The sequence below is a fragment of the Brucella haematophila genome, assembly GCF_005938105.1.
In the GTDB taxonomy this organism is placed as follows: Bacteria; Pseudomonadota; Alphaproteobacteria; order Rhizobiales; family Rhizobiaceae; genus Brucella; species Brucella haematophila.
Genome location: NZ_VCPE01000014.1, coordinates 51,080 through 73,040 on the forward strand (window position 1 = coordinate 51,080; position 21,961 = coordinate 73,040).

Consider the following 21,961-nt stretch of genomic DNA (forward strand, 5'->3'; position numbering starts at 1 on the left):
TCCCTTTATGCAGGACCGGTTCATAAAAGGCTTGCAACAATTGCAAGTACTCCCAGAACCTGCTTCCCGTTGCTTATGCGATCCGCAAGGCCGCTGCCAACCAAAAAAGACAAGCCGCGACAATAGAATCGATTAGAGACAGGAATAGCTGCACAGAGGCCACATAACAGATTGACTCTGCCGGGCAGATACCGCAAAAATAAGAACATATAGAGAACACACTGGAGTTGGACCATGCGTATCACGGGCAAGCTCGACTATCTGGAAATGCCAGCCGGAAACGGATCGCTTGATGCGACGAAGAGCTTTTATGCACGGGCATTTGGCTGGTCGTTTACAGATTACGGTCCGACCTATTCCGCTTACTCCGAAGGGCTGGACGGCGGCTTTGACGCCGATCCGCAAGCGACAGCGAAACCGCTACCGGTGCTTTACGCACTCAGGCTGGAAACCGCGTTGCAGGCCGTGATCGAAGCTGGCGGCACCATCGTCAAGCCGATCTTTGCATTTCCGGGCGGACGCCGCTTTCATTTCACCGATCCGGCCGGGAACGAACTTGCCGTGTGGAGCGACCGTTAAAACCCGTTGCAGCGGTAGACTATCGAGTGTCAGTGAATGTGCTCGGCAGAAGCGCGATCTACGGTTTCCATCTGCAAGGTGGTGTGGTCGAGATCGTATTTCTCCTGCAAGAGCTGCTCTACCGCGCGGCGCACGGTTTCGCCCTCTGCTCCGTCGGCCAGCACAATATGCGCGGTCAGAGATTTCTGATTCTTGGTGAGCGACCAGACATGAAGGTCGTGGAGGGTCGCCACGCCAGGTACAGCCAGCACGGCTTTCTGCAAATCATTGAGGTCGAGCCCCGCGGGGACGCCTTCCAGCAGAATATTGATGCATTCCTTGAGCAGAACCCATGTGCGTGGAAATACCATGAAGCCAATACCGATGGCGATCACTGAATCCACCCATTCCCATCCGGTCAGATAAATGATCGCAGCGCCGACGATCACACCGACAGAGCCCAGCATATCCGCCCAGACTTCGAGATAGGCGCCCTTGACGTTGAGGCTTTGATCCTTGTGCCCCATCAAGACCCGCATCGATATCAGGTTGATGACCAGACCAATCACGGCAACGACCATCATGCCAGCGGATTGCACATCGGCTGGGCTCGAAAGACGCACATAGGCTTCATAGAGGATGTAGAATGCCACGCCGAGAAGCAGAAGTGCATTCACCGTCGCAGCAAGGATTTCGAACCGGGCGTAACCGTAAGTACGAAGGATATCGGCGGCCCGGCGGCCCAGATAGATGGCGATCAGGGCAAGAAGGAGCGCAAAACTGTCCGTCGCCATATGCATGGCATCAGATAACAGCGCCAGACTGCCGGTAACGAAACTGCCGACAATCTCGACGACCATGAAAAGGCTGGTTATAGCAAATGCGATCCACAGCCTTGGAAGCGGCGTGTCGCTGACATTTCCGTGGTCGTGATCACCGCTCATGCCGGTCCTCCGCACAGATTGTATTTGTTAGCTCGCCTCGCGCAGTCGTTCCGCCGTTTGCAGATCAACCGAAACAAGCTGGCTGACGCCCTGCTCGCCCATGGTAACGCCGAACAGACGGTTCATGCGCGCCATGGTGATCGGGTTATGCGTGATGACCACGAAACGCGTCTCGGTCGAAGCCGCCATCTCGTCCATCAGATTGCAATAGCGCTCGACATTGTGGTCGTCGAGCGGCGCGTCCACTTCGTCCAGTACGCAGATCGGCGCCGGATTGGTGAGGAACACCGCAAAGATCAACGCCATGGCCGTCAGCGCCTGTTCGCCGCCTGAAAGCAGCGTCATGGTCTGCGGCTTCTTGCCGGGTGGGCGGGCGAGAATTTCAAGCCCGGCTTCCAGCGGGTCGTCGCTTTCGATCAGTTGCAGTTCCGCCGTGCCACCGCCGAACAGATGTGTGAACAGACGCTGGAACTGCACATTCACCACCTCGAAGGCGGCAAGCAGGCGCTCACGCCCTTCGCGGTTCAGGCTCTGGATCGCCTGACGCAGCTTCTTGATCGCCTCAATGACATCCTCGCGCTCGGACACAATCGCGTCGAGACGGTCTGACAGTTCCTGGCTTTCCTCTTCGGCGCGCAGGTTCACCGCGCCAAGCCGCTCACGCTCGATCTTAAGCCGCTCCAGCTGGCGCTCCAACTGATCGGGATCGGGAATCGGATCGTCGGCTTTCAGCCCGGTATGGCGGATCGCTTCATGCGGCGCACAGTTCAGCGCCTCGACGATGCGGGCCTCCGCATCCTTGCGCCGTTCTTCTGCGGCGGCAAGACGTTCCTCGGCGCGGGCACGCTGCTCGCGGCTTGAGGCCAGTTGCTGGATGGCGAGCGTTGCTGCCTTGTCGAGTTCGGCCTGAGCGGTTTCGGCGGCAGCCAGAATATCCGCGGCTTCTTTGCGGCGATCATCGGCCAGCGAAAGCTCGTTCAGAAGCGCCCGGCGGCGTGCTTCAATCTCGTCAGGCGCTTCGGCCAGACCTTCCGCCTCGTCCGCTGTCTCCGCACGACGGTCGTTCAGCGACGCAATCTGCCGGTCGGCATTTTCCGCGCGCGAAATCCAGTTGCGGCGTTCCAGCGCAATCATGTCCAGACGACGCAATCGCGCTTCGGCCTCACGACGCAGCCCTTCATAAGCGGCGCGCGCTTCGGCCAGAGCCGTGCGGTCAGACAGAACTTCGCTCGTCAGCGCTGCAAGGCGTTGCGCAATGGCGTCCAGATCCGGCATCTCACCGAGCCGGTCTTCCGCTTCCGCAACGCGGATCTGCGCTTCTTCCAGATTTTCTTCGAGCCGCGCCTTGGATTCGTCCAAAGCCGAACGGCGGGTTGCAAGCTGCCCTGCTGCGCGCTCCGCGACCGCCAGCGCTTCACGCGCCTCGTCCAGCTTGCGCTGGTTGGTCCGCCACTGGTCGCGCGCAACGCGCTCATGCTCGACAGCTTCGCGCACCGAAGCTTCGGCGCGGTGCACAGCCTGTTCGGCATCATCGACGCTCTTGCGGGCGGCGACAGATTCCTGCTCCAGCTCGCTCAAGCGGTTCTTCTGGGCCAGACGCTGTGCAGCCGGCGTCGGCGCATCGGCGCTTGCCGTATAGCCATCCCAGCGCCACAGCGCACCGGCCTTGCTCACCAGCCGCTGGCCGGGACGCAAGAGCGCCTGCAAACGCTGACCGTCGCTGTCCGACACGACACCAACCTGCGCCAGTCTACGGCGGAGCTGCTGCGGCCCATCGACCAGCCGGTCGAGCGGGGTTGCGCCCTGCGGCAAGACCGGATCGGCTTCCGGCGCGGGGTTATAAGCCCAATAGACAGGTGCATGCTCGTCGCTTGCCGCGTCGAGGTCTTCACCGAGCGCCGCGCCGAGTGCGATTTCATAGCCCTTCTCGACACGCAGCTCTTCCACCACAGGCGGAAACTGGCCAGTTTCACCAGCACTGAGGATACGCGCAAGCGTCTGTGCTTCGGTCTCGATACGGTTCAGTTCGGTGCGCGCTTCGTTCAATGGCTGACGGCTTGCCGCTTCCATTTCGCGTGCGCCTGCGACCAGTTCTTCTGCCGCAACAACCGCCTCTTCTGCCGCGGCAAGCGCATCGGCACAGGCATCGACCACGATGCGCTTTTCAGCCGGATCAAACAAACCGCCGATCTGCTCCACAACGGACGCAATATCGCGCTCGATATTGTCCATCTGCATGGCAAGGCGGTCGCGCTGGCCTTGCGTTTCCTTCAGGGCACGTTCGATCTGCGCCCGTTCAGCGGTTGCTTCCGCGCGCTCGGCCGTGACCCGCGCCAACGCACCTTCGCTATCGGTCAGGCGGATTTCCGCTTCCTCGAACAGCGCGCGCAATTCCTCGTCGCGTTCACCCGAAGCTTCATTGGAAGCGACCAGTTCCTGTTCTTCTTCTTCCAGCTTCGCCAGAATGTCGGCGTTCTCGCGCACCATCTGCTCTTCACGAGCGATATCGGCGGTCAGCTGTTCCAGCCGTTTCATCAGCTCGGCGCGGCGGGCGCGAATACGTCCGTCCTCTTCGTCAAGCTGGGTGCGGGCAATTGAAAGGCGCTGCAAGGCGGCAGCGGCCTTGGCTTCCGCTTCACGCAGTTCTGGCAGCTTATGCGCACCGACGGCCTGATCGCGCGCCGCATTCATCTGCGCCTGCGCCATATCGCCCACGGTGGCAGTGGAAGCCGACAATGCGCTTTGCGCCTCGCCTTCCTGAACCTTGGCCTGACTCCAGCGCAGATGCAGCAAGGCGGCTTCTGCACGGCGGATATCGGCGGAAAGCGCCTTGAACCGGTTGGCCTGACGGGCCTGACGCTTCAGGCTTTCAATCTGGCTGCCCAATTCGCCGACCACATCGTCCAGACGGTCGAGATTGCCCTCGGCAGCGCGCAAGCGCAGTTCCGCTTCGTGGCGGCGCGTATGCAGGCCGGAAATACCGGCAGCTTCTTCCAGCAAAGCGCGGCGTGCCTGCGGCTTCGCCTGAATAAGCTCGCCAATGCGACCCTGCCCGACCATGGATGGCGAACGCGCGCCCGTTGACTGATCCGCAAAGAGAAGCTGTACATCCTTGGCGCGGGCTTCCTTGCCATTGATGCGATAGACCGAACCGGCCTCGCGCTCGATACGGCGCGACACCTGCAACTCATCGGCATCATTATAGCTGGCCGGAGCCGTGCGGTCGGAATTATCGAGGAAAAGCGTCACTTCCGCCGTGTTGCGCGCCGGGCGCGTGGCGGAACCGGAGAAAATCACATCATCCATGCCGGAAGCGCGCATGTTTTTGTATGAGTTTTCACCCATAACCCAGCGCAAGGCTTCAACGAGATTGGATTTGCCGCAGCCATTCGGCCCGACGACGCCCGTCAGCCCGCCTTCGATCACGAACTCCATGGGTTCGACAAAGGACTTGAAACCGACCAGACGCAGTTTGGAGAAGCGCATCAGCAAGCGCCCCCAATTTTATCACCCATTCCGGAAACGGTAAAAACGGACGCAATAATGCGTCCGCTTTTCAACCGGGAAAACGGGTCAGAGAAGCTTGTCGATGATTGCCGACATTTCGTCAACCGAAAGGGCTCCAGCGTATTTTTGTCCGTTGATAAAGAAGGTTGGCGTCGCATTGACCCCGTAATCCTTCGATCCACGCTCCATCGTTGCTCTCACATCATCGAGAACTTGCTGGTTCGTCAAGCAAGCCTTGAAGGACTCCTGTGTAAAACCGGCAAGTTTTGCGATTTGCAGCAGTGCAGCTTCACCATCTTCGGCAGTTGCCCACTGCTGCTGCTGCTTGAAGAACACGTCCACCATCGGGAAATAACGATCTTCCGGGGCGCAACGTGCGAGCATGAAAGCAGCGGTAGCGCGCGGATCGAACGGGAATTCGCGGAAGATGAGCCGCGCCTTGCCGGTATCGATATATTTTTCCTTGATTTTCGGGAGGGTATTGATCGAGAAGTCCGCGCAATGCGGGCAGGTCAACGATGCATATTCGATGATCGTAACCGGCGCATCGGCCTTGCCATAGACCATATCCTTGAGCTTGCCCGGCTCGGCGACCTTGGCCGCGTCGACAGTGCCTTCCGGGGCACGGTCCTGCGCCAGGGCGCCCGTTGCAGAAGCTCCTGCAAAAGCCAGCCCGGCAGCAGCCGATCCAGCGAGAGAAATGACGTGTCTGCGATTAAGCACTGCAGGCATACGAATCATCCAGTCCTGTTTCATTCAGTTGTTTCGATATATAATCTAAGGCGGCAGAGAGATATTCGCCAGACCTGCATCGTTCACATGAAAGTCAGCACAGCGCCAACATTGTTTCCATATTCCGAACGACAGGCCCAGCCCCCTCATTCAACTTGCTGCAGACTGACCAAGGCTTGCATCAAATTTATGGCAGCTTGTATCGCAAATAAGTGTTTTTGCAATTGCATGAAATTTCTTGCCGCGCACTGAAGCTGGAGCGCGTTTTACTGCGATCAGATTATGTTCAATCCGATTTTTTACCGGAGGCCCGCTTTTCGGCCAGAATATTCTTGCCAAGCCGCGCCAGCGCCGCCCGCAAGGCATCATCCTCGATACCGTCCGTCGCCTTGTCGATCCGCCGTTCTTCGGAGGGAGCCAGCGGAGCGAGCCGCTTTACCCGGCGCTTCGGTGGCAGCATGGGCGGCTTTTGCTCGATGCGAATGCGCCCAATCGCCGAAAAGCCAAGAAAACCGTTGACCCGACTGATGATCTCGCCGGTCTCGTGCTGGATTTGCAATGCGGCAAAGCCTTCGCAGGCGATGATCAGCGTGGCAGGTTTGAACGGGTCGTCTTCATGCAGGCGACGCGGCCAGAGAATGCGCAAGGGGCGTGACGTCGCGCCAATGGCCGGACCGACAATATCTTCCCACGATTGCAGCAGCGAAAGATTGATACCCGCACGCTTCTGGAGCATCGGGTCCATCAGCCCCGACGTCATATCCGCCAGCGGTCTAAACCCGCGTTTTGATTTTGGCTCGCTCATCGCGCTCCATTATAGCCGCGAAACCATTCCACAAACAAAGGAATACCTTCATCGAGCGTGGTCTTGGGGCTGAATCCCAGATCACGGGCGGCAAGCGTGATATCTGCGTAAGTGCGCGGAACGTCTGCGGCAGGCATCGGCTCCAGCTTGCGGATTGCTTCCTTGCCGGTGGCTTTTTCGATGGCCGCAATGAAGTCATTCAGCATGACGGGGCGGTTGTTGCCAAGATTATAAACCGGCGCGGTTTCCGCCGGTTTGTCCAGAATACGCTTCACGGCTCCAACGACGCCGCTGACGATATCTTCCACGAAAGTGAAATCGCGCTGCATTTCGCCATTGTTGAAAACGCGGATGGGCTCGCCTTTCAAAATAGCCGAAGTGAACAGCCATGGTGCCATATCCGGTCGCCCAAAGGGACCATAAACCGTGAAAAAGCGCAGCCCCGTCGAATGCAGCTTATGCACATGGCTATAGGAAAAAGCCAGCAATTCGCCAGAGCGTTTCGTCGCCGCATAGACCGAAACCGGGTGATTGACCGGATCGCTTTCGGAGAAAGGAATTTTCTCGTTGGCGCCATAAACCGACGATGAGCTGGCATAGACCACAGGCGGACGCTTCTCGAGCTTCAGCGCGGTTTCGAAAATATTGACCTGGCCCATGACATTGGCCGAAACATAGGCAGCCGGGTTTTCGATGGAATAGCGCACCCCTGCCTGCGCGGCCAGATGCACGATTACATCGACATCCCTGTCCGCGCCGATTGCAGCCTTGATTGCTTCCGCATCTGCAATGTCGGCTTTGGCAAAACGAAAGCCGTCACGGGCAGTCAGCTTCGCCAACCGCGTGTCCTTCAGCTCGACCTGATAGTAGTCGTTGACGTTATCAATACCGACAACCTGCCAGCCCTCGTCCAGCAGGCGTTGCGCCGTGTGGTATCCGATGAAACCGGCTGCCCCCGTTACTATCGCTTTCATGCGGTCGACTTCTTTCCGAATATGCACATTTCAAGACCGGCACGGCGTGCGGCCATGACGCGACGGGACGCGGCTGCATTCAGCGCCGCAAGGAAGAACATGGTCGACGAAATCGTGACCTCGTGCAGCAGCGGATTGTGCAGCATGCCATAGCTGCCGCTGATCACGGCGAAATAGATCAGCGCCCTGCGCATCGCCCAACTATCAGCCGTGCGCCACAAATAGATGAAAATGGACAGGAATGCGCCGGTCATGAAGATCAGACCGACGATACCGTCATTCAGCAATTCATCGAGAACCGTATTGTGCACATGACGGAACCCGACCAGCATAGGCGCCTGTTCGCCTGCCTCGGCCCGTACGTCATTCATTTTCGAATAGGAACCGACGCCCGCAATCGGATGCTGCGCGATGATCTTGCTCGCGCTCTTCCAAAGCACCTCGCGAATATCGGCGGAAATCTTGTCCTCCCACTGCTTGCTATCACCAGTGTCGTAATATTCGATCATGCCCGAAAAGCGCTTCGAGATGACATCCCCGACCGGTCCGACAACAATCAGCGCCGCCAAAGCGACAGCCAGCGCGGCGTAAACGCTTCCCTGCTGGCGGATGCTGAAACGCTTCAGGAAGAAAATAATTTCGATGGCCGCAAAGAACGGCAGAACCACTATGACCGCCCGGGTTTCGGAAGTCAGGACCGCAGCCAGACCCAGCACGAGCCAATGCGGCCCGTTGGGCAAATAGTGCGATGCCTTGCGCAACGGTATCGCAGCCGAGATGGCCGCAACGCCGACCACGAAGGCGAAAACCGCCTGATTGCCGCCGATGCCGATACGCCCACCAGCCGTGACTGCAAGATATAGCGCTGTGATGGTCGCCATAACCACGCCTACGCGCGCACCGAGCACATAGGCGCGCAGAGGATCGCGGATCAAAGCCATGCCGGAACCGGCGAATGCGAAAACAGCGATCAGCAGCGTATAACCGATCTGGCGGTTATCGTTGAACGGTTCGCCGCGAAACAGGATTAACCCAAGCGACCAGGCCGCATAGAGCAGAATGAAAATATAGAACTTCTTGCAATGTAACCGGGCAACCGCATGGCGCCCACAAGCCATGTAAATGCCGATGCAGGAAAATACGAATAAAATCAGAGGGCCGAGTCCGACCCGAATTGGCATCGTCGCCGAAGCCACGCCAACGACCCAAGGGTCAACCCTACGGCGAAATAAAAAGGATTTCTTAAAATAGCTCAATCGACCGCCTCTTTGAGATTCCTCTTCGCAAGTGCATAAACGATTCGCCTGACATAATCGGCAGCTCTGAAAAAAAGCGTAGTTAGCCTTTTGTATGGCGGCAATCGTTTTTTAGCGTAGGCTGATCGTCCCTGCGCAATTGTCGAGACCGCAACATCGGAGAATTCCACCACCGGTTTGTCCGTGGTGAAAATCTCGTAATTGCCAGCCCATCCCCGTTCGAGTGCGACATCGTAAGGCACCTGCATGGGGCGTATGCCAGCCAGCAATTTTGCAGCTCCTTTACGCGTCACGACATAGGCCGCTGAACTTCCGAGCGGACCGTGCAGGCAACGCCCGATTGCAAACTCTTCATCGACCTGACGAAAAGATCGAAATGCCGCCGTGCGATGATTGACCAGCTTGATCACATCCCAACCGCTGATTTTCGTAGCCTTTTCAACGAAAGGCTGAAAAGCGGGCGTGAATATCACATCGTCTTCGACCAGAACGGCAAAAGGTTCCGGGGCGGCGGCGATGACTTCGAGCGCGCGAATATGGCTGAAATAGCAACCAATCTCGGCAGGCATCGCGATCTTGCCGTGATAGCGGCGGAAACCGGCCTCATCGAAATTGCCCAGCTCATCCGGCTGCAAAAGCTTGCCTTCCACAGCTTCGACACGCCGCAAATCGAGAGAAAACGCGTCGGCGCTTTTCTGCAGGCGCTCCCATCGGTCTCGCGAACGCGCGAGATTGATGACATAAACCGGTACGGAATTAATCACTGATTCTCTTTCCACGGCAAAAGCGCGATGGGAGGATTTGTAACCTGCCAGACCCATTTGCCAAGTGCTGACCATGTTTGGCTTTACACTATCGATGTTTTTCCTATCAACTACAGAAAACAGACCTTGCCGGGAAAGCTGCCTTGCCGTTGAACAATACCGCCCGCCCGATCACTGCTTCGCATAAGCCAAACAGCGGTTCCAAACGCAGCAGCCAGCTTCTGGCCTGGTATGATCGTCACCACCGTGTTCTGCCCTGGCGCGTCACGCCGTCCGAACAGGCGCGCGGCATGCGTCCCGATCCTTATCGGGTCTGGCTGTCGGAGATCATGCTGCAGCAGACGACTGTCGAGGCCGTGAAATCCTATTTCACGGCTTTTGTCGAGCGCTGGCCGAGCGTGCGCGCAATGGCAAGCGCCACCGAAGACGACATCCTTCGGGCCTGGGCCGGGCTCGGCTATTATTCACGCGCCCGCAATCTCAAGAAATGCGCTGATCTCGTTGCCACGCAATATGGCGGCAAATTTCCGGACAATGCGGCAGCATTGAAAGAACTGCCCGGCATCGGTGACTACACATCGGCAGCCATCGCCGCGATTGCCTTTGGCGAAAATGCCGCCGTGGTGGACGGCAATGTCGAGCGCGTCATTTCGCGGCTCTATGCCATCGACACGCCCTTGCCTGCCGCCAAGCCGCAAATCCGTGCCCTGATGGCCGAGATGACGCCGTCAGACCGCCCCGGCGACTTTGCACAGGCCATGATGGATCTCGGCGCAACGATTTGCACGCCGCGCCGACCGGCCTGCGCGATTTGCCCGGCCAATGATAATTGCATTGCACTCGCCACCCGCGACCCGGAAGAATTTCCGGTCAAGGCGCCAAAGGCGGAAAAGCCGATCCGCATCGGTGCGGCCTTCATCGCGATTACCGGAGACGGGGCGATTTTCCTGCAAAAACGAAAAGGCGAAGGCCTGCTTGCAGGCATGACGGAAGTGCCGGGCAGCCCATGGACTGCGCGTATCGATGGAGATGCCACCGTCAACGCCGCCCCCTTTCCGGCGTCATGGACCCCGTCCGGCAGCATTACCCATGTCTTCACCCATTTCGAATTGCGGCTGTCGGTCTATCGTGCCGACAATGTGAGCACAGGCGTCAGCCAGCTAACATCCGGCAATGGCTGGTGGTCGGCCCCGGACGAGCTGGCCGGAGAGGCCCTGCCCACCGTGATGAAGAAAGCCATTGCGGCAGCTGTGCCAGAAGCATTCAAGCAGACAGGCAAACCCAAAAGGAAAAAACCGTGACCAGTCCCGTCAAACATGTGGTTTTCGATATCGGCAAGGTTCTCATCCATTACGATCCAGAACTTGCCTATCTCGACATCATTCCCGAAGCCGAACGGCGGCAATGGTTTCTGGAAACCGTCTGCACCGGAGCGTGGAATGTGGAGCAGGATCGCGGGCGCAGCTGGCAGGATGCCGAAGCGCTGCTGATCACCACTCACCCGGAATGGCGCGACCAGATTCTCGCTTTCAGGCAGAACTGGTCCCGCATGGTGCCGCATGCCTATGATGAGAGCGTCGCCATTCTGCGCGGGCTGATCGCTTCGGGGAACGACGTCACCATGCTCACCAATTTCGCTTCCGACACATTCCGCGAGGCGCAGGTGCGGTTTCCATTTCTGACGGAAAGCCGTGGCGTCACCGTTTCAGGCGACGTCAGGATGCTGAAGCCCGACCGCGAAATCTACGATACGCATGTCGCGGCATTCGACCTCGACCCCGCCTCGACGCTTTTCATCGATGACTCTCTGCATAATGTCGATGGCGCCAAAAACGCGGGCTGGCAGGCCGTGCATTTTACCGGCGCCCCCAAACTCGCTGCCGATCTGAAAACTCTGGGCCTCAGCTTTTAAAATACGAAAGCGCCCGAAGCTTTCGCTTCGGGCGCTCCATGATCAGACTCTGCTGGAGGCCGTCCGATGATAATGCTTGTTATGCGCCGGCGACTGCCATCTCGTCGCGGATAACCTGACGCAGATCGTCGATAGGTTTCAGAACACCATCGACTTCATAGTGCCAGAAGGTCCAGCCGTTGCAGGCGTCGAAGCCTTGCACCTTGGCGCCGATGCGATGGATCGAACCCGCGTCGCCATTGGCGGCCAGCGTGCCATCGGCACGAATGATCGCGGCAAAGCGACGGCGTGCATCGCAAAGAACCGTTCCCGGACGCAGGAGACCTGCTTCCAATACGCTGGTGAAAGCCACACGCGGTTCAGCGCGCTTGCCGGTCATGACCGTCAGTTCAGCCTTGCCCAGCGGTTCGACCGCATCGATACGGGCGGTTGCAGCGTCGATATATGCCTGTTCGCGTTCGATGCCGACAAAATGGCGTCCGAGGCGCTTGGCCACCGCGCCGGTCGTGCCGGAGCCGAAAAACGGGTCGAGAATGACGTCGCCGGGCTTGCTCGACGCCATCATGATGCGGGCCAGAAGCGCTTCCGGCTTTTGTGTCGGATGAACCTTGTCGCCGTTCTCGTCTTTCAGACGTTCGGAACCCGTGCAGATCGGGAACAGCCAGTCCGAGCGCATTTGCACATCGTCATTGGCAGCCTTCATGGCTTCATAATTGAAGGTGTAACCTTTGCCCTTCTGGTCGCGTGATGCCCAGATCAGCGTCTCATGCGCGTTCTGGAAACGACGGCCACGGAAATTCGGCATCGGATTGGTCTTGCGCCAGATGACATCATTGAGGAGCCAGAAGCCCAGATCCTGCAACTGTGTGCCGACGCGGAAAATATTGTGATAGGAGCCGATAACCCAGATCGTACCATTCGGCTTCAGAACGCGGCGGCAGGCCAAAAGCCAGGCGCGGGTAAACGCGTCATAGGCCTGAAAGCTCTCGAACTGATCCCAATGATCGTCAACAGCACTGACCATCGACTGATCCGGACGATGCAAATCGCCGCCAAGCTGGAGATTATAGGGCGGATCGGCAAAGATGACATCGACGGAATTATCCGGCAGGCGCTCCAGCGCGGAAACGCAATCACCCTTGATGATGGAGTCGAGCCAGGCGGTACGCGGGGCCTCGATGGGCAACTCATGGGCAAGACGTACTAGGGACATGGGATACTCGATTACCTGTGGACGCGAAAACTTGTCCTTATGGTTACCGGACAGGGTAAATATGGCGTTAACGCCAAGTGATTGAAATCGTAAACCTTTTCTTAAAAAGGCGGCAAAGTCCCGGCTTTCCGGGCTTTTTCGTTTCAAACAATCAGCAACATTTTCGCGGCTGCCATCTTAACGCCGTCATCGAAATGCAAAGGCCGACCGGTAATGCGTCGTGTCCAATAAGGCTCGGTTATTCATTTGCCTATATGATTTGCGAACAATCCAGCCTTCGGAGTAACTGAGCCGACCGAACCGGTGCCTGTCAGGTCTTTGCATATGAATTTCGCAGAACTGCGCCACAATCGTTATCTGAGAGTCTTTTTCGTTCCCTTCCGCATGCGCGCCGTTGTGCGCGGCAGCGAAATAGGCCTCGTCATCGCCGGTGTCGTGATCGGCATCATTTCCGGTTTGGCCGTTGCCGCCATTGGCGGCATATCGCAGTGGATGCATCAGGCGCTTTTCGCGCTCGAACCCGGCGAAAAGCTCAGTTCTGCGGCGCAGCTCTATCCAAGCGCCTTTATCGCCCCGCTGGCAGGCGGCATTCTCATGGGGGTCGTCATCTGGGTTCTGGCGCGCTGGCGCAAGCGTCCCATCGTCGACCCCATCGAAGCCAATGCGCTGCACGGCGGACGCCTGTCGTTGACCGACAGTTTTATCCTCGTCGGGCAGAACCTGATTTCCAACGGCTTTGGCGCTTCGGTCGGGCTGGAAGCGGCCTATACGCAGCTGGCAAGCGGCTTCGCCTCACGCATCGGGCGCGCGCTCAAGCTGCGCCGGGCCGATTTGCGCACGCTGGTCGGTTGCGGTGCTGCGGCGGCCATTGCCAGCGCGTTCAACGCCCCCCTCACCGGCGCATTTTATGCATTCGAACTGATCATCGGCGTTTACTCCATCGCCACGCTGGCCCCGGTTGTGGTTGCGGCAATTGTCGGCACATTGGTGACGCAAGCCATTGGCGGCGCGCCTTTCCTGATCGATATCGGCCATATCGACGCCATCACGCCCCGCGATTATGTGCCCGCTTTGCTGCTCGGCTTCGTCTCGGCAGGCATTGCAATCCTGATCATGCGCGGCGTGACCTTCGTCGAAACAATCACCCGACGCAGCTTTCTGCCCAATGTTCTCACCCCGGCCATTGGCGGTGCGATCGTCGGGCTGATCGCCTTCTTCTCGCCGCAGGTTCTGGCATCCGGCCACGGCGCGCTGCATCTCGACCTCAATGCGAATATCACCATCTCGGCGCTGTTGCTGCTGATCCTGACGAAATCGCTGGCATCGGCGATCTCCATCGGCTCAGGCTTTCGCGGCGGCCTGTTCTTTGCATCGCTGTTTCTGGGCGCTTTAACCGGCAAGCTTTTCGCAGCCGTGGCAGGCGTGGTGCTACCGACCAGCCTGACGCTTGCGCCGGAAGTCTATGCCGTGATCGGCATGTCCTCGCTTGCCGTCGCGATTGTCGGCGGCCCTATGACCATGACCTTTCTGGCGCTGGAACTGACCGGCGACTTTCCGATTTCCATGCTGGTGCTCGGAGCCGTCGTGTCTTCCTCGCTGATGGTCCGCAAGACCTTCGGCTACTCGTTTGCCACCTGGCGCTTCCATCTGCGTGGCGAAGCCATCCGCTCGGCGCATGATATCGGCTGGATACGCAATCTGACCGTCAGCCGCATGATGCGTCATGATGTGCGCACTGTTCTGATCGACACGGATATCGAAACCTTCCGTCACGATTTCCCGCTCGGTTCTACCCAGCGCGTTATCGCGGTGGATGGGCAGGGGCGCTATGTCGGCATGATCCCGGTACCGGAAGTCTATGCCGACAGTTTCGACAGTTCAGAAAACCACAGCATCAGCGAGCTTTTGAAGTATCAGGATGAATTCCTGTTACCACAGATGAACGCCAAGGAAGCTGTCGTGCGGTTTGACCGTTCCGAAAGCGAAGCGCTCGCCGTGGTCAACAATGCGCAGGAACGCAAAGTCATGGGGCTGTTGAGTGAAGCCCATACGCTGCGCCGCTATAGCGAAGAGCTGGACCGCAGACGGCGCGAAGTCTCCGGCGAGGTTTGACGCTCGGGCGATAAAGTTGTAGCTGATCCTTCAATATTCCCGATGCGTTCCCGCGAGTGTGAATGCGTCCCCCTCCCGATAAGAAGGCTACCCACATGGCGGCTCCGTCCCTCATCATTTTCGATTGCGATGGCGTTTTGGTGGATTCCGAAATCATCGCTGCGGAAGTCGAATCCGTGCTTCTCACCGAAGCCGGTTTCCAGATTTCCGCCGACGAACTGGCCGAACGTTTCGCCGGTCTCACCTGGCAGGATATTCTGCTCACGGTCGAGCGCGAGGCAGGCATAGCGCTTTCCGCATCGCTGATCGACAAATCGGAGAGCATTCTCGACGAGCGCCTCAAAAATGAGGTGCAGGCTGTCGACGATATCGTGGACGTGGTTTCAGCGCTGAAGCTGCCAAAGTGCATCTGCTCCAACTCGACCAGCGCACGGCTGGAAATGATGCTGAAGCGCGTCGAGCTTTATGACCTTTTCGCGCCCAACATCTTTTCGGCCAAGGAAGTCGGCACCAAGAAGACCAAGCCTGCCCCGGATGTGTTCCTCTATGCCGCCAAGCATTTCGGCGTGGATCCGCGCAATGTGATCGTGATTGAGGATTCCGTGCACGGCATTCAGGGCGCGCGAGCTGCCGGTATGCGCGTCATCGGCTTTACGGGCGGAGCGCACACCTATCCCGGCCATGCCGACCGGCTGACCGACGCAGGCGCCGAGACGGTGATTCACCGCCACAAGGACTTGCCCAGCGTGATCGAAGCCCTTTCGATCTGGACCGACGCCTGACGCACAGGTGCCGACAAGACCGCCCGGTCTGATCTGATTATCGCGATAGCCCGAGCATTCGGGCTATCGACCCCGCTGCCTCAGGCGGCAGAGCGCTTGTTGCGCCCCTTCGGCGGCGCGTTGAGGATGGCGAGCAGCTCTTCGGCTTCGTGCTCATCAAGACCGATCAGCAGCCGGGTCCCCATCATGAAGGGTTCACCCGTGGACGTATCGAAGATCGCCCAGGTGTCCGTCGGTTCGAGAATACGTTCAAATTTCTGTTTCATGGGTGCAGACTAGCGCAGACTCGTTGCTTTTCGTTTGAACTTCACTGCTAAATTTAATTCGAATTTTAGCTAAAGCGTGCTGCACTTTTAGGATATGCACAGAATGCGTTTAAGTCCTTGACCGCACGCATGTCTTATTTCATCCAAAACGGACCGATAATCCGTTCAAATTATTGATTTTACAGCGAAATATGCCTCTACGCTCTAGACCGGCGGCTCACTGCCGATGCCGAGGAATGATCCCTTTCGGGTCGTCTTCCGGCGCTTTGCCGGTTTGGCGATCACCAGCGTACGCGCAATTATTGCGGAAACGGGTTTGCCGAAATGCCAGCCCTGCGCTTTGATCGGCACAGCATCGCCCGCACTTTCCTCGGCAAAATAGGCTGCCTGCGCCTCGGTTTCCACACCTTCCACGACCACGTCCAGACAATGCTGCTGCGCCATGGCCAGAATTTGCGGGACAATCGAAACCGTGCTGCCATTATCGACCGTGCGGGTGAATGTCTTGTCGATCTTGATCGCATCCACATTCAACGCACCCAGATAGGCCAGACTGGAATAGCCCGTGCCAAAGTCGTCGATATAGATGCAGTGCCCCTTCTCACGCAGAAGCTGGATAGCGGCAGAAGCTTTTACGAAATCGACCGCGGTACGCTCGGTCAGCTCCAGACCAATCTGCTGCGGATCAATCGCGGCCTTCACCAGACGCTTTTCCAACTGGCTCGCGAAGTCCGCATCATGCAAGTCGCGCGCGCTTATATTGATGTTGATGCGCAGACCGGGCTTGGCTCGCAACAGATCGCCCATTTCACTGATCACAGCATCAAGCACATAGAGCGTTATTCGGTGAATGAGGCCACTCTTTTCCGCCCGTGTGATGAAGACATCCGGCGGAACGAAATCCCCCTTGTGAATCTCCCAGCGTATCAAAGCCTCAAAGCCGACGATCTCGCCACTGACAACATTGACAACCGGCTGGTAGACAACGTCCAGTTCCTTTCTTGTCAGGGCTTTGGACAGGAGCGTCATCAGCGACCGGTCGCGATTGTTATAGGCCCTCCAGCCAAGGCCCAGACAGCCAGCAACCAGCATGCCGAGCACGATCGACAGAAATGATCGCAATCGCGCATGCAGGCTCGTGCGGTCGATCTGCGTTTTCAGGGCAATGCAGATCAGCTTGTTCGGCTCGCAGACATAGGCCCGGAGCTGGTCCTTGTCTTCCACAAGCTCCGTCATGCGCCCGTCCGAAAGCGGCTCCAGATCGGCCTTGGCCGGATATTCGTAGAAGCGCGCAAAATTCTCCCGCGTCGGGTCGCTCATGAACATCGCGAAGGAGTAACCCGGCGTATGCATGAAGTCGAAGGCTGAGGGGCTCAACACAACATTGGAATTGCCCTTGCCCATGACTGGACCGGAGGTTCCCGGCGTGAAGAGTGGGCGTTCGCCATAGATGTAAGTGCCGTCTGGCAGCAGCAAATCCGCCGTCGAACGGGGCTCTTGCCGCCCGAGATCGGGCAGCAGCGTGGAACAATTCAACCGGCCATCGACCAGCCGGCCGATATCCTTGATCTGATAGGCCGTGAACAGGAGCCGACGCAGATAGATGCGCTCCTCCGCCGAGCAAATTGGGTAGGGTGATTGTTCTGCCTGATCAAGCGTGCTGTGCGCCGAGTCGATCAGCCGCCCCGCATAGGACAGCAACGCCTCCATATAGGCGTCGACCTGTCGCTCATCGCCCATCTTTCGTAGTTTTTCGCCAACCCAATGCCCTGCCACAGCGCCGCACAGGAGCAGCAACAGAAAGATAAGCGGAACTGGATTGAAAAGGCTGCTGCCATTGTTCCGCCTGCGCACCATCCGCCCTTGAACCCTCGCAAACGATCTGTGGCATAAAACCTTGCTGCTTATCCCGCATAAGCAGAGGCATCAAATATAAACGCCGGCCTACAGCATCAATTATAAACATATAAAAACAAAGCAATTATTACACGAAGAACGTCTTTTGGAAACGATATTAATTAAGGGGCAGTTTTTTATTCTTTTATTAGTATATGCAAATATAACAGTATCCGAGTTTGGCTATATTAGCAGACGCTAGAGCGGCTCCGGTAAAAGCGGAATCGTGGAACCGCTCTAACTATTTTTTTTACGCATTATCCTACGCATCGAAGCGGGATCGGAAATCAGTCCAGTGAACTGATTTCCCCGCGTAGGCGCCACGCACTTTTACTGGAAATGCTCTCAAATAAACAATGCGCGAGATTTCTCCCGCGCATTTAAGCTCTTATCCATACTTCGCCTTGTCAGGCGCAGCAAAAATTACTTGGCATTCGGGCCTTCATCGAAACCGACGAAAATCTGGATATTCTGCTTGTCCGGCATCGGCAGCGAAATTCCCTTGTCGTTGAAAACGAACTGGGTGGCGGTATCGCTGTTGGTGATCGTGACAGTCTGCTTGTGCAGCTTGGAATACACCACCTGATCGCCCTGACGCACAGCCACGCGGACCGGCATGGTGATGGTGCCGCTCTTATATTGCGGGCCCGGCACAACCTTGCCTGCGGCAGCAACATCAATGGTGATTGTGCCGTCGCCATACTGGCACGCACGCGTCACATCGGTCAGCGAAGCCTGATAGATGACCTGCGCCGGATCCTTGTCGCCGCCCTTGGCATAGGTGCTGAAGAAGGCAGTGCCGTCACGCAGTGTCACCGTGGGGCAATAAGCGCGAAGCTCGGATGCCTTGACCCGCGGCTGATCCGCAGAGGCTGTTGCCCCCGGCTTGTCGCCGCCGCTGGTCGTGCAGCCAGCGAGTGCCGTGAGCAAAACCGTTGCAAAGACTGGAAACAACGATGAACGATTCTGTGATGCTTTCTGCATAGACCGGGCTTCCCTGCACTAATCTGTTTGTTTGAGAGCGCCTCGATTTCATTGAAATCGCCGGACCACCCCAATTTGTTCCGCCGCCACATTTTCCAACCAGCAAAGCCGCTGCGCACCTTTGCTGGAAATGCAAACTCTTCCTCTGTCGCATTGTCCAGACGCAAAACCGCTTCGCACTTTTGCTGGAAATGCAAACTCTTCCTCTGTCGCATTGTCCAGACGCAAAACCGCTTCGCACTTTTGCTGGAAATGCTCTATACCACTGCGCACAAAACAGTGCGCGATGACGTTTTCCCGTTTTTTGCCGCGAAGAGCAACCCCATCCCCTCCGGGATGTTTTAATTTCTTGCGGCTTTTTTATGGACGCCCTATTGCATTTGCACAGCTTTGAAACGCATCCCAATAAGATGCGCGTCGAATGAGACTTGCGCAGCCGATCTGGAATGAAGGCCTGACGAAATGAAATATGTAAGCACCCGCGGCGAAGCCCCGGTCCTGGGTTTCAGCGATGCATTGCTCGCCGGACTAGCCCGCGATGGCGGCCTCTATCTGCCACAGGAATATCCGCAATTTTCTCCGGAACAAATCCGCAGCCTGCGCGGAAAATCCTATGTCGATATCGCGCTTGCCGTGCTGACGCCTTTCACCGGCGGCGAAATTCCGCAAGCCGATTTCGAGCGCATGGTGCGCGAGGCCTATGGCAGCTTCCGGCATGACGCCGTCTGCCCGCTGGTCCAGACCGGCGCAAATGAATTCGTTCTCGAACTCTTCCACGGCCCGACGCTCGCCTTCAAGGACGTCGCCATGCAGCTTCTGGCGCGCATGATGGATTATGTTCTGGCCAGCCGTGGCGAACGCGCGACCATTGTCGGCGCGACCTCGGGCGATACTGGCGGCGCGGCAATTGAAGCCTTTGGCGGTCGCGACAACACCGATATCTTCATCCTGTTCCCGAATGGCCGCGTCTCGCCGGTGCAGCAGCGCCAGATGACCTCGTCGGGCTTTGCCAATGTTCATGCGCTCTCCATCGAAGGTAATTTCGACGATTGCCAGAACCTCGTGAAGGGCATGTTCAACGACCTCGCCTTCCGCGACGCGCTGTCGCTTTCGGGCGTCAATTCGATCAACTGGGCGCGGATCATGCCGCAGGTGGTCTATTATTTCACTGCCGCCTTGAGCCTCGGCGCGCCTGATCGTGCGGTTTCCTTCACCGTTCCGACCGGCAATTTCGGCGATATTTTCGCGGGCTATGTGGCCAAGCGCATGGGTCTGCCCATCGAGCGCCTGATCGTCGCCACCAACGACAACGATATTCTTTCGCGCACGCTCGACTCCGGCGCTTATGAAATGCGCGGTGTGGCCCAGACCACCTCGCCGTCGATGGATATCCAGATTTCGTCCAACTTCGAACGTCTGCTGTTCGAAGTCCATGGCCGCGATGCTGCCGCCGTGCGCGGCCTCATGCAAAGCCTGAAGCAATCCGGCGGCTTCACCATTTCCGAAAAGCCGCTTTCGGCCATCCGCGCCGAGTTCTCGGCTGGACGCTCGACGGTTGCGGAAACGGCGGAGACCATCAAGTCGGTTCTGGCCGATGACGGCTATCTTCTCGATCCGCATTCCGCCATCGGCGTGAAAGTGGCTCGCGAAAATGTGTCCGGCGCTGCCCCGATGGTGGCGCTCGCCACCGCGCATCCGGCCAAATTCCCCGACGCCGTAAAGGCTGCATGTGGTGTCGAACCGCAGCTTCCCGCATGGTTGTCGGATTTGATGCAACGAAAAGAAAGCTTCACAGTTCTTCACAACGACCTGAAAATCGTGGAAGAATATGTAAGCCGCCATTCCAGAGCTCACGCCTGAGGCTCAGGAAAGGAAATTTGAGCCCGGCCCCGAAGGGTGAAACCTGTTTTCGGGATCGGGCCCAGGAAGATCAGAGCGGGGAATGCAGGGAGCAGTTCGCTTATGGGTGTTGAAGTAACGCGTCTTCCCAACGGGTTGACGATAGCCACCGATACCATGTCACATGTGGAAAGCGTGGCGCTGGGAATCTGGGTTAAAGCTGGCGCGAGAAACGAAGCCGCCGACCGGCACGGTATAGCTCACTTACTCGAACATATGGCCTTCAAGGGCACGGAAAACCGCACTGCCTGGCAAATTGCATCGGATATCGAAGATGTCGGCGGCGAGATCAATGCCGCTACCAGCGTCGAAACCACATCCTATTATGCCCGCGTGATGCGCGATGACATGCCGCTCGCCATCGATATTCTCTCCGACATCCTGACCGCATCGAAGTTCGACGAAGACGAACTTGAGCGCGAGAAGCAGGTGATCATGCAGGAGATCGGCGCAGCGCATGACACGCCGGACGATATCGTCTTCGACCGTTTCACCGAAACCGCCTATCGTCACCAGCCCATCGGCCGCGCCATTCTCGGCGAGCCGGACACGGTGATGTCCTTTTCCTCTGCCGACCTGCGCCAATATATGGACGAGCAGTACAGCGCCGACCGCATGGTCGTGACGGCTGCCGGCGGCGTGGACCACGATGCTTTCGTCAAGGAAGTTGAAAAGCGTCTCGGCGGCTTCCGCGCCCATAACACGGCGCCGACCCTTGACCTTGCGACCTATGTCGGCGGCGATTTCCGCGAAAACCGCGAATTGATGGATGCGCAGGTTCTGATCGGCTTTGAAGGCCGTGCCTATCATGTGCGTGACTTCTACGCCTCGCAGCTCCTGTCCATGGTACTGGGCGGCGGCATGTCCTCGCGTCTGTTCCAGGAAGTGCGCGAAAAGCGCGGCCTGTGCTATTCGGTCTATGCGTTCCACTGGGGCTTTTCGGATACGGGCCTGTTCGGCATCCATGCCGCCACGGGTCGCGACGAACTGGTCGAACTGGTTCCGGTCATCATTGACGAACTGCACAAGGCAGCGGATTCGATCAGCATCGAAGAAGTCAATCGCGCCCGCGCGCAATATCGCGCCAGCCTTCTCATGTCGCAGGAAAGTGCGGCCAGCCGCGCAGGCCAGCTTGCCCGCCAGTTCCTGCTTTATGGCCGCCCGGTCGACAATAACGAGCTGATGGAACGTCTTTCCCTGATCACGCCGGAACGCCTGACGGATCTCGCAGGTCGCCTGTTCCTCGACAACAAGCCGACCATCGCAGGCGTCGGTCCGGTTGGCCGCCTGATGAGCTTTGACGATCTGTCCGATGCGCTTTCAACCAATGCGCATAAGAGGAAGATAGCTGTTTAAG

18 protein-coding genes are annotated in these 21,961 nt (G+C 57.8%); 7 read left to right on the forward strand and 11 right to left on the reverse strand.

Features of this window, described 5'->3' with window-relative positions; genetic code table 11:
* Positions 1 to 234: 234 nt before the first annotated feature.
* Complete coding sequence (locus tag FGI60_RS19180) at positions 235 to 579, forward strand: VOC family protein (protein ID WP_138786543.1); 345 nt, start codon at positions 235 to 237, stop codon at positions 577 to 579.
* Between the two features lie 29 nt (positions 580 to 608).
* On the opposite strand, the gene FGI60_RS19185 is transcribed toward FGI60_RS19180, so the two are convergent.
* The 7 genes from FGI60_RS19185 to FGI60_RS19215 all read right to left on the reverse strand — a co-directional run bounded on the left by FGI60_RS19185 (position 609) and on the right by FGI60_RS19215 (position 9,540).
* Positions 609 to 1,502: a cation diffusion facilitator family transporter gene (locus FGI60_RS19185; RefSeq protein WP_138786544.1), complete on the reverse strand. Its 894-nt coding sequence runs from the start codon at positions 1,500 to 1,502 to the stop codon at positions 609 to 611.
* A 27-nt stretch (positions 1,503 to 1,529) separates the two neighbouring features.
* Positions 1,530 to 4,988, reverse strand: a complete 3,459-nt coding sequence (locus FGI60_RS19190; protein ID WP_138786545.1) for a chromosome segregation SMC family protein — start codon at positions 4,986 to 4,988, stop codon at positions 1,530 to 1,532.
* A gap of 87 nt (positions 4,989 to 5,075) precedes the next feature.
* Positions 5,076 to 5,741, reverse strand: a complete 666-nt coding sequence (locus FGI60_RS19195; RefSeq protein ID WP_138786546.1) for a DsbA family protein — start codon at positions 5,739 to 5,741, stop codon at positions 5,076 to 5,078.
* A 286-nt stretch (positions 5,742 to 6,027) separates the two neighbouring features.
* Positions 6,028 to 6,546 carry a DUF721 domain-containing protein gene (locus FGI60_RS19200; protein ID WP_138786547.1) on the reverse strand — a complete coding sequence of 173 codons (519 nt, stop codon included), beginning with the start codon at positions 6,544 to 6,546 and terminating at the stop codon, positions 6,028 to 6,030.
* A complete protein-coding gene (locus FGI60_RS19205) occupies positions 6,543 to 7,520 on the reverse strand; it encodes an SDR family NAD(P)-dependent oxidoreductase (protein WP_138786548.1) in 978 nt (325 codons plus the stop codon). Before FGI60_RS19205 ends, FGI60_RS19200 begins: the two co-directional genes overlap by 4 nt.
* Positions 7,517 to 8,638: an O-antigen ligase family protein gene (locus tag FGI60_RS19210; protein ID WP_235889861.1), complete on the reverse strand. Its 1,122-nt coding sequence runs from the start codon at positions 8,636 to 8,638 to the stop codon at positions 7,517 to 7,519. The genes FGI60_RS19205 and FGI60_RS19210 overlap by 4 nt, the downstream gene beginning before the upstream one ends.
* Positions 8,639 to 8,772: 134 nt before the next feature.
* A complete protein-coding gene (locus tag FGI60_RS19215) occupies positions 8,773 to 9,540 on the reverse strand; it encodes a glycosyltransferase family 25 protein (RefSeq protein ID WP_138786550.1) in 768 nt (255 codons plus the stop codon).
* A gap of 170 nt (positions 9,541 to 9,710) precedes the next feature.
* Between FGI60_RS19215 and mutY the strand changes: the two genes are divergently transcribed.
* Both mutY and FGI60_RS19225 read left to right on the forward strand, forming a co-directional pair.
* Positions 9,711 to 10,841 (forward strand): A/G-specific adenine glycosylase, encoded by a 1,131-nt coding sequence (gene mutY, locus FGI60_RS19220; RefSeq protein WP_138786637.1) that lies wholly within the window; start codon positions 9,711 to 9,713, stop codon positions 10,839 to 10,841.
* Complete coding sequence (locus FGI60_RS19225) at positions 10,838 to 11,452, forward strand: HAD family hydrolase (protein WP_138786551.1); 615 nt, start codon at positions 10,838 to 10,840, stop codon at positions 11,450 to 11,452. Before mutY ends, FGI60_RS19225 begins: the two co-directional genes overlap by 4 nt.
* A gap of 79 nt (positions 11,453 to 11,531) precedes the next feature.
* On the opposite strand, the gene FGI60_RS19230 is transcribed toward FGI60_RS19225, so the two are convergent.
* Positions 11,532 to 12,665 carry a site-specific DNA-methyltransferase gene (locus FGI60_RS19230; protein WP_138786552.1) on the reverse strand — a complete coding sequence of 378 codons (1,134 nt, stop codon included), beginning with the start codon at positions 12,663 to 12,665 and terminating at the stop codon, positions 11,532 to 11,534.
* 324 nt (positions 12,666 to 12,989) lie between these two features.
* On the opposite strand from FGI60_RS19230, the gene FGI60_RS19235 reads away from it, so the two are divergent.
* Both FGI60_RS19235 and FGI60_RS19240 read left to right on the forward strand, forming a co-directional pair.
* A complete protein-coding gene (locus FGI60_RS19235; RefSeq protein WP_138786553.1) occupies positions 12,990 to 14,777 on the forward strand; it encodes a chloride channel protein in 1,788 nt (595 codons plus the stop codon).
* A gap of 95 nt (positions 14,778 to 14,872) precedes the next feature.
* On the forward strand, positions 14,873 to 15,559 hold the full coding sequence (locus FGI60_RS19240) for an HAD family hydrolase (RefSeq protein ID WP_138786554.1): 687 nt from the start codon (positions 14,873 to 14,875) through the stop codon (positions 15,557 to 15,559).
* An 80-nt stretch (positions 15,560 to 15,639) separates the two neighbouring features.
* On the opposite strand, the gene FGI60_RS19245 is transcribed toward FGI60_RS19240, so the two are convergent.
* From FGI60_RS19245 to FGI60_RS19255, 3 genes are all read right to left on the reverse strand, one after another.
* Positions 15,640 to 15,825 carry a hypothetical protein gene (locus tag FGI60_RS19245; RefSeq protein WP_138786555.1) on the reverse strand — a complete coding sequence of 62 codons (186 nt, stop codon included), beginning with the start codon at positions 15,823 to 15,825 and terminating at the stop codon, positions 15,640 to 15,642.
* Between the two features lie 204 nt (positions 15,826 to 16,029).
* Positions 16,030 to 17,679 carry an EAL domain-containing protein gene (locus FGI60_RS19250; RefSeq protein WP_374843839.1) on the reverse strand — a complete coding sequence of 550 codons (1,650 nt, stop codon included), beginning with the start codon at positions 17,677 to 17,679 and terminating at the stop codon, positions 16,030 to 16,032.
* A gap of 465 nt (positions 17,680 to 18,144) precedes the next feature.
* The gene (locus FGI60_RS19255) at positions 18,145 to 18,705 is read right to left on the reverse strand and encodes a hypothetical protein (protein WP_138786557.1); all 561 of its coding nucleotides are present in this window, start codon (positions 18,703 to 18,705) and stop codon (positions 18,145 to 18,147) included.
* Positions 18,706 to 19,167: 462 nt separating this feature from the next.
* On the opposite strand from FGI60_RS19255, the gene thrC reads away from it, so the two are divergent.
* Both thrC and FGI60_RS19265 read left to right on the forward strand, forming a co-directional pair.
* Positions 19,168 to 20,565, forward strand: a complete 1,398-nt coding sequence (gene thrC / locus FGI60_RS19260; protein WP_138786558.1) for a threonine synthase — start codon at positions 19,168 to 19,170, stop codon at positions 20,563 to 20,565.
* 102 nt (positions 20,566 to 20,667) lie between these two features.
* Positions 20,668 to 21,960, forward strand: coding sequence for a M16 family metallopeptidase (locus FGI60_RS19265; protein ID WP_138786559.1), 1,293 nt, complete (start codon positions 20,668 to 20,670; stop codon positions 21,958 to 21,960).
* Position 21,961: the final 1 nt, after the last annotated feature.

Coding starts and splice junctions, on each gene's coding strand:
- FGI60_RS19230 (WP_138786552.1), bottom strand. CDS start 12,665: ATGTCCCTAGTACGTCTTGCCCATGAGTTGCCCATCGAGGCCCCGCGT.
- FGI60_RS19195 (WP_138786546.1), bottom strand. CDS start 5,741: ATGCCTGCAGTGCTTAATCGCAGACACGTCATTTCTCTCGCTGGATCG.
- FGI60_RS19240 (WP_138786554.1), top strand. CDS start 14,873: ATGGCGGCTCCGTCCCTCATCATTTTCGATTGCGATGGCGTTTTGGTG.
- FGI60_RS19200 (WP_138786547.1), bottom strand. CDS start 6,546: ATGAGCGAGCCAAAATCAAAACGCGGGTTTAGACCGCTGGCGGATATG.
- FGI60_RS19255 (WP_138786557.1), bottom strand. CDS start 18,705: ATGCAGAAAGCATCACAGAATCGTTCATCGTTGTTTCCAGTCTTTGCA.
- FGI60_RS19180 (WP_138786543.1), top strand. CDS start 235: ATGCGTATCACGGGCAAGCTCGACTATCTGGAAATGCCAGCCGGAAAC.
- FGI60_RS19210 (WP_235889861.1), bottom strand. CDS start 8,638: ATGGCTTGTGGGCGCCATGCGGTTGCCCGGTTACATTGCAAGAAGTTC.
- FGI60_RS19265 (WP_138786559.1), top strand. CDS start 20,668: ATGGGTGTTGAAGTAACGCGTCTTCCCAACGGGTTGACGATAGCCACC.
- FGI60_RS19205 (WP_138786548.1), bottom strand. CDS start 7,520: ATGAAAGCGATAGTAACGGGGGCAGCCGGTTTCATCGGATACCACACG.
- FGI60_RS19235 (WP_138786553.1), top strand. CDS start 12,990: ATGAATTTCGCAGAACTGCGCCACAATCGTTATCTGAGAGTCTTTTTC.
- FGI60_RS19185 (WP_138786544.1), bottom strand. CDS start 1,502: ATGAGCGGTGATCACGACCACGGAAATGTCAGCGACACGCCGCTTCCA.
- thrC (WP_138786558.1), top strand. CDS start 19,168: ATGAAATATGTAAGCACCCGCGGCGAAGCCCCGGTCCTGGGTTTCAGC.
- FGI60_RS19245 (WP_138786555.1), bottom strand. CDS start 15,825: ATGAAACAGAAATTTGAACGTATTCTCGAACCGACGGACACCTGGGCG.
- FGI60_RS19190 (WP_138786545.1), bottom strand. CDS start 4,988: ATGCGCTTCTCCAAACTGCGTCTGGTCGGTTTCAAGTCCTTTGTCGAA.